This is a genomic window from Candidatus Allofournierella excrementigallinarum (assembly GCF_944388085.1).
In the GTDB taxonomy this organism is placed as follows: Bacteria; Bacillota; Clostridia; order Oscillospirales; family Ruminococcaceae; genus Allofournierella_A; species Allofournierella_A excrementigallinarum.
In genome coordinates, this window is sequence record NZ_CALXHK010000079.1 from 1 (window position 1) to 6,517 (window position 6,517).

4 protein-coding genes are annotated in these 6,517 nt (G+C 65.3%); 2 read left to right on the plus strand and 2 right to left on the minus strand.

The features are described 5' to 3' along the window. Together ACH2AT_RS10475 and ACH2AT_RS10480 are read right to left on the minus strand one after the other, a co-directional pair. Positions 1 to 599: hypothetical protein (locus tag ACH2AT_RS10475; RefSeq protein ID WP_394965862.1), on the minus strand; the 599-nt coding region annotated here is incomplete at its 3' end. Then, a complete protein-coding gene (locus ACH2AT_RS10480; protein ID WP_394965864.1) occupies positions 596 to 1,981 on the minus strand; it encodes a radical SAM/SPASM domain-containing protein in 1,386 nt (461 codons plus the stop codon). The genes ACH2AT_RS10480 and ACH2AT_RS10475, both read right to left, overlap by 4 nt. Positions 1,982 to 2,231: 250 nt before the next feature. On the opposite strand from ACH2AT_RS10480, the gene ACH2AT_RS10485 reads away from it, so the two are divergent. Together ACH2AT_RS10485 and ACH2AT_RS10490 are read left to right on the plus strand one after the other, a co-directional pair. Further along, positions 2,232 to 2,945 carry an ABC transporter ATP-binding protein gene (locus ACH2AT_RS10485; protein ID WP_394965866.1) on the plus strand — a complete coding sequence of 238 codons (714 nt, stop codon included), beginning with the start codon at positions 2,232 to 2,234 and terminating at the stop codon, positions 2,943 to 2,945. Positions 2,946 to 2,952: 7 nt separating this feature from the next. Continuing rightward, positions 2,953 to 6,393 carry an FtsX-like permease family protein gene (locus tag ACH2AT_RS10490; protein ID WP_394965867.1) on the plus strand — a complete coding sequence of 1,147 codons (3,441 nt, stop codon included), beginning with the start codon at positions 2,953 to 2,955 and terminating at the stop codon, positions 6,391 to 6,393. Positions 6,394 to 6,517 lie beyond the last annotated feature (124 nt).

Sequence of the window (6,517 nt, forward strand, 5' to 3'; positions counted from 1 at the left end):
GTAAGGCGCGCGCCCTCGGGCAGGTCGGTCCACTCGCCCTGCACCCCGTTGGGTGTCCCGGTGAGGTCGCCGGTCACCGGCGCGCCTTCCAGTTCGGCGGCGTAGCTGGCCCGGGCGTCTCCGTCCTCCCAGGTGAAGGTGAGCTGTTTTGTCTCGGCTTCGTCGAACCAGCCGGGGGTGAAGGCGAAGTTCACCGAGCCGTCGTCGTAAAGCTCATAAAGGTGGGTCACCCGCAGGGTGAACTCAAGGCGCACCGTCTCGCCGGCGTAGTAGCGGCGGTCCAGGTCCAGCCGGACGTAGCTGCCCCCCTCCTGGTAGGGATAGAGGTCGGCGATGGTGCCGCTGTGGCTCAGCGGCTCGATGTTTTGATTGGGCACGCCCACCTTCACCCATTCCAGCGGGCCGGCGGTGGTGGAATCCAGCACCTTCCAGTGGATGTCGTAGTCGATCTCGGCGCTGCCGTCCGGCTGCAGGCGCACGGTGACGAAATACTTTTCAATTTCGTCCAGGTTGGCCGCGCTCGCCGCCGGGCAAAAGAGGGCCGCCGCGGCCAGCGCCAGCGCCGCAAAGGCCAAAGCGAAGCGTTTCAGTTGTTTCATTGCGCGCCCTCCTTTTCCCGCAGCTGGCAGATGTGCTCCATCCTGGCGCTCTCGGCCCGGATGGCCGCGCACCGGGGGCTGTGCCATATCGTCTTCCAGTCATCGGTGAGGATGTTGCCCAGCCCGTCGCCGGAAAGCCAGCTCTGGCAGGGCGCCACCGTGCCGTCGGGGGCCACGGCCATGTTGCTCAGGCATGCCCCGCAAGTGGGGGCCATGGGCAGCCCCAGACCCAGCAGCGTCTCGGGAGGCAGCCAGCCGGGGCTGGTGAAGTCGATCTCCATGCTGTTTTCGGCGCAGTAGGCCACCGCCTGCCGCAGAAGGGCCTCCAGCTCCTCCGGGGAAAGGCGTGTGGCGCGGCTGCCCTCGGTGAGGGCCGCCCCGGTGGGGATGAGCCCCGAGCAGGTGACGTACCGCACGCCCAGGCTGTGGAGGAACTCAAGCGTTTCGGCGTAGCCGGCGTTCAGGCTGCACAGGGGGGTGTTCACGCTCACCGAGAGGCCCGCCGCCAACGCGTTGCGGATGCCCGCCACCGTGTCGGCAAAGCCGGGCGCGCCCACAAGGCCGTTGTGGATGCCCTCGTCGGCGCTGTAAAGGGTGATTTGCACGCTGTCGAGGCTGGCTTCATAGAGAGCCTGGCAAAGCTCGGGGGTGAGCAGCCGGCCATTGGTGTTCAGCCGGGTGACGAACCAGCGGGCCGCGTCCACCAGCTCCACCAGATCGGCGCGCATGGTGGGCTCGCCGCCGGTGAAGGTGACCTGGGGCACCCCCGCTTTACGCAAAGCCTCCAGCACCCGCTTCCAGCCGGCGGTGTCCAGTTCCTTCACCCCCGCCTCCGGCTGGCCGGCGGCGTAGCAGTGCAGGCACTTCTGGTTGCAGTTCCAGCGGCCCTCCTTTTCCATGGCGCTGACCATCAGGTCCATGCGGTGGGGGGCGGTCATCTGAGGGGCATAGTCTCCCAAACTGATGGGCTGCACCTCCTCCGGCGGCTCCTGGCCCCGGGCGATGGCGATGAAGCTTTGCAGCATCCGCTCCAGCTCGGCGCGCATGCGCTCGCGGCTAACGCCGGGGTAGACCCGCCGGGCGGCGTCCACCGCTTTGGCGGCCAGGCCTTCCAGGTCTTCGTCGGGCATCTCCCGGCCGGCGTAGGGGGCCAGCGCGTCCATCAGGCAGGCCAGCAGGATGGCCCAGGAAAGATTCAGCGGCAGCACGTCATGGCCGTTGAGGATGACCACATAGGGCACGCTGCGCCGCAGGCGGCTGGCGGGGGGCAGCATGTGCAGCCGCACCACCCCCGGCCCGCCGGGGTTCAGGGTGATGTGGCGCACCTGAGAGAGATATTTCCGGCGGAACAAAAACTCCCGCAGGGTCACGAGGTCGATCACGTTTTCCACTCCTTTTTGCCGCCGCTGCCGTGCCGTGCGGCGCTTTGCTTTATTGTATCACACCGGCCCCGCTAAAAAAAGACCGGACCAAGGGGTTTTGCCCGCCCGGTTATGCAGGAAAATACGGCCATTTCATAGATATTTTACAAATTTGTGCACACAAGCGCCATACTTTTCTTTATAATATAATAAGGGACCGGGGCGCGCAAAGCGCCCTTCTTTCAACTTTTTCCGACGGGGTGATCTGTCCATGGACGGCCGGGACCATTTTGTGGTGTTCGACGGGGTGTGCAAGTATTATCAGATGGGCGAAACGCGCATTGCCGCCGCCGACCACATCACTTTTCACATCGACGAGGGGGAGTTCTGCGTCATCGTGGGGCCCTCCGGCGCGGGCAAGACCACCGTGCTGAACATGCTGGGCGGCATGGACGTGTGCGACGAGGGCCGCATCTGGCTGGACGGCGCCGAGATCAGCGCCATGAACCAGCGCCAGCTCACCGGCTACCGGCGGCACGACGTGGGCTTTGTGTTCCAGTTCTACAATCTGGTGCAGAACCTCACCGCCCTGGAGAACGTGGAGCTGGCCAGCGAGATCTGCCGCGACCCCCTGCCCGCCGCCGAAACGCTGGAGCACGTGGGCCTGGGCCAGCGGATGGCCAACTTTCCGGCGCAGCTTTCGGGCGGCGAGCAGCAGCGGGTGTCCATCGCCCGGGCGCTGGCCAAGAACCCGAAGATCCTTTTGTGCGATGAGCCCACCGGCGCGCTGGACTACAACACCGGCAAACAGGTGCTGAAACTTTTGCAGGACACCTGCCGGAACACCCGCCGCACGGTCATCGTCATCACCCATAACAGCGCCCTCACCGCCATGGCGGACCGGGTGATCCGCATCAAGAGCGGGCAGGCCGTCTCCAACGAGACGAATCCCAACCCCACGCCGGTGGAACAGATCGAGTGGTGAACGAACGTTGCTGAACCGTACCTACTGGAAGTCCATCCTGCGCACCGTGCGCGCAAGCCTCTCCCGCTTTGTGGCCATCTTCGCCATCGTGGCGCTGGGCGTGGGCTTCCTCTCCGGCCTGCTGGCCTCGCCGGTGGACATGCGCCTTTCCGCCGACACCTACTGCCGCGAGGCCGGCCTCTACGACATCAAGATACAGTCCACCCAGGGCCTCACCGGCGAGGACCTTTCCGCCGTGCGGGCGGTGGAGGGCGTGGAAGGGGTCATGCCCGCCCGGGACATGGACCTGGTGCTCACCAGCGAAAGCGGCGAGAGCCTGACCACCCGGCTGCAAAGCATCCCCGAAGAAAGCCTGCCTGCGGAAGACCGGCTCAACCGGCTGACCCTGGTGGATGGGCGGATGCCCTCTGCCCCCGGCGAGATCGCCGTGGGCCTGACCAAGGATTTTTCCGGCGCCATCCCCGCCATCGGGGACGTGCTGACGGTGGACCAGGCCGAGAACGACGAGGACATCACCGGCGCGCTGCCCGATTCCTTCACCGTGGTGGGCACCGTGCGCTCGGCGGCCTATTTCTCGGCGGAAGCGGAATACACCAGCGCCGGCACCGGCACCATCGCCCTGTTCGCCTACGCCCCCGAATCCAGCTTTGACATGGACTACTACACCACCTTCTACCTCTCGGTGGAGGGTGCGAAGGAGCTGAATTCCTTCTCCGCCGCCTACGAGGACAAGGTGGACGCGGTGATGGACGGCCTTGAGGCCATCAAGGACGAGCGGGTGCAGGCCCGCTACGACGAGATCATCGACGAAGCCGAGGCCGAGCTGGCCGACGCCTGGGCGGAATACAACGACAAGAAGGCCGAGGCCGAACAGGAACTGGCGGACGCCGAGCAGGAGCTGAAAGACGGCTGGGCCGAGCTGGCCGACGCCGAGCAGGAGCTGGCGGACGCCAAGGTGGAGATCGACAACGGCCAGGCAGTGCTGGACACAAACAAAAACGAGTTTTATCTCTTGCTGCCCGGCTACAAGCAGGAAATTGCCGACGCCAAGGAAAAGATCCTGGACACGCAAGGCCAGCTGGACGAGGCCCAGGCCCAGCTGGACGCGGGCCGCGCCCAGCTGGAGCAGATGAAGGCCGGCAAGGATCAGTTCTGGAGCCAGGTGGCCCCGGTGCTGGCACAGATGGGCCTCATCGAACTTGACGACACATCGGACGCCGCCACCATCGAGGCCATCGACATCGCCCTTGCCACCTTGGGCGGCGGCACCGGCAGCCAGACCGGCGACGGAGACGGGTCCGGCACCACCGGCGAAGACGGGTCCGGCAGCACCGGCGCTGGCGTTCCGGGCCTTGACCCGGCTCTGGTGGTGCAGCTGACCGGCCTGCGGGACGGCCTGAAGGCGCTGGCCGCCCAGAAGACCACCCTGGACGGGTCGCTGGCGGCGCTGGACGAGCAGCAGGCCCAGATCAACGCCGGGCGCGAGCAGCTTTCCGACGGCTGGGCCGAGCTCCAGGCCAAGGAACAGGAGCTGAACGACACCATCGCCTCCACCGAGAAGGCCTTTGCCGACGCGGACGCCGACCTGCTGGACGCGCGCCAGCAGTACGCCGACGGCCTGGCCGAGCTGGAGGAAGGCCGGCAGGAGCTCATCGACGGCGAAGCGGAATACGAGGACGCCAAGGCCGAGGCCGAACAGGAACTGGCCGACGGCAAGGAGGAAATTCTCGACGCCGAAAGCGAAGTGCGCGAGATCGAAAAGGGCAAGTGGGTGCTGGGCGACCGCAGCGACAACGCGGGCTTTTCCAGCTACGGCGACAACGCCGACAAGATCGCCGCCATCGCCACGGTGTTCCCGGTGTTCTTCTTCCTGGTGGCGGCGCTGGTGGCGCTGACCACCATGACCCGCATGGTGGAGGAGGAGCGGGGCCAGGTGGGCACCATGAAGGCCCTGGGCTACACCCGCGGCCAGATCGCCGCCAAGTATATCCTCTACGCCCTGGCCGCCAGCCTGGCGGGCAGCGCGGCGGGCATGCTCATCGGCATGCAGCTGTTCCCCCGCATCATCCTCAGCGCCTACAACATCATGTATGACCTGCCCGAACTGCTGACCCCCTTCAACTGGGGCTTCGGCCTGCTGGCCACGGCGGCGGCGGTGGCCTGCACCCTGCTGGCCACCCTGAACGCCTGCTGGGCCGAACTGCGGGAGCAGCCCGCCAGCCTGATGCTGCCCAAGGCCCCCAAAGCCGGCAAGCGCATCCTGCTGGAGCACATCGGCCCGGTGTGGCGGCGGCTGCGGTTCACCCACAAAGTCACCGCCCGCAACCTGTTCCTTTACAAAAAGCGCTTCTTCATGACGGTGGTGGGCATCGCCGGCTGCACCGCCCTGCTGGTCACCGGCTTCGGCGTGCGCGATTCCATCTCCGGCATCGTGGAAAAGCAGTTCGACCAGCTGGCCCACTATCAGATGCTGGTCTCCCTGCAGGACGAAAGCGCCCTGGAAGGGCGGGACCTCGCGGCCATTCTGGAGGATGGCTCCAAGATCACCGGCTGGCTGGCCATGACCCAGGAGGACGCCACCGTGGTGCCCAAGGAGGGCAATGAGGAGGACAATGTCTACATCGCCGTGCCCAGCGACACCGGGGCGCTGAACGACTACTTCACCTTCCGCCAGCGCACCACCGGCGAGACGCTGCCCTTTGGGGAAGGCTCGGTGGTCATCACCGAAAAGCTGGCCGAGCGCCAGGACGTGGGCGTGGGCGACGCCATCACGGTGGAGAACGCCGACGGCAAACAGGCCACCTTCACCATCACCGGCGTGTGCGAGAACTACGTTTACCACTACGTCTACATGAGCGCGGACGTCTACCGCGAAGCCTTTGGGGCGGACCCGGAGGTGAACCTGCTCTACTGCGGCCTGGCGGACGGGATAAACACCCCCGAGGCCGAGGACGAACTGTCCACCGCCCTGCTGAAATGCCGGGACGTGGCGGGCGCCCAGTTCACCCACGAGATCACCGCCAGTTTCCGCCAAAGCCTGGACAGCATCAACTACATCGTGGTGGTGCTGATCATCGCGGCGGGGGCGCTGGCCTTTGTGGTGCTGTATAACCTGACCAACATCAACATCACCGAGCGCTCGAAGGAACTGGCCACCATCAAGGTGCTGGGCTTCTACGACAACGAGGTGGGGGCCTACATCTACCGAGAGACCTCCATCCTCACCCTCATCGGCACGGCCTGCGGCCTTTTGTTCGGCATCGCGCTGCACACCTTTGTCATCCGCACCGCCGAGGTGGACATGGTGATGTTCGGCCGCTCCATCTATCCCATGAGCTTTGTGTGGTCGGCCCTTCTGACCATCCTGTTCAGCCTGCTGGTGAACCTTGTGATGTACCGCAAGCTGAAGAACATCAGCATGGTGGAAAGCATGAAAGCCCCCGAATGAATTTTTCAAAAGCATGACAAAACGGCGCGGCCAGAAAGGCCGCGCCGCAGCCTGTCGAAAAAGGCCACCTATCGGTGGTCTTTTTCTCGTATAAGGAAAGGGAATGCGGTATAATGGTGAGGGG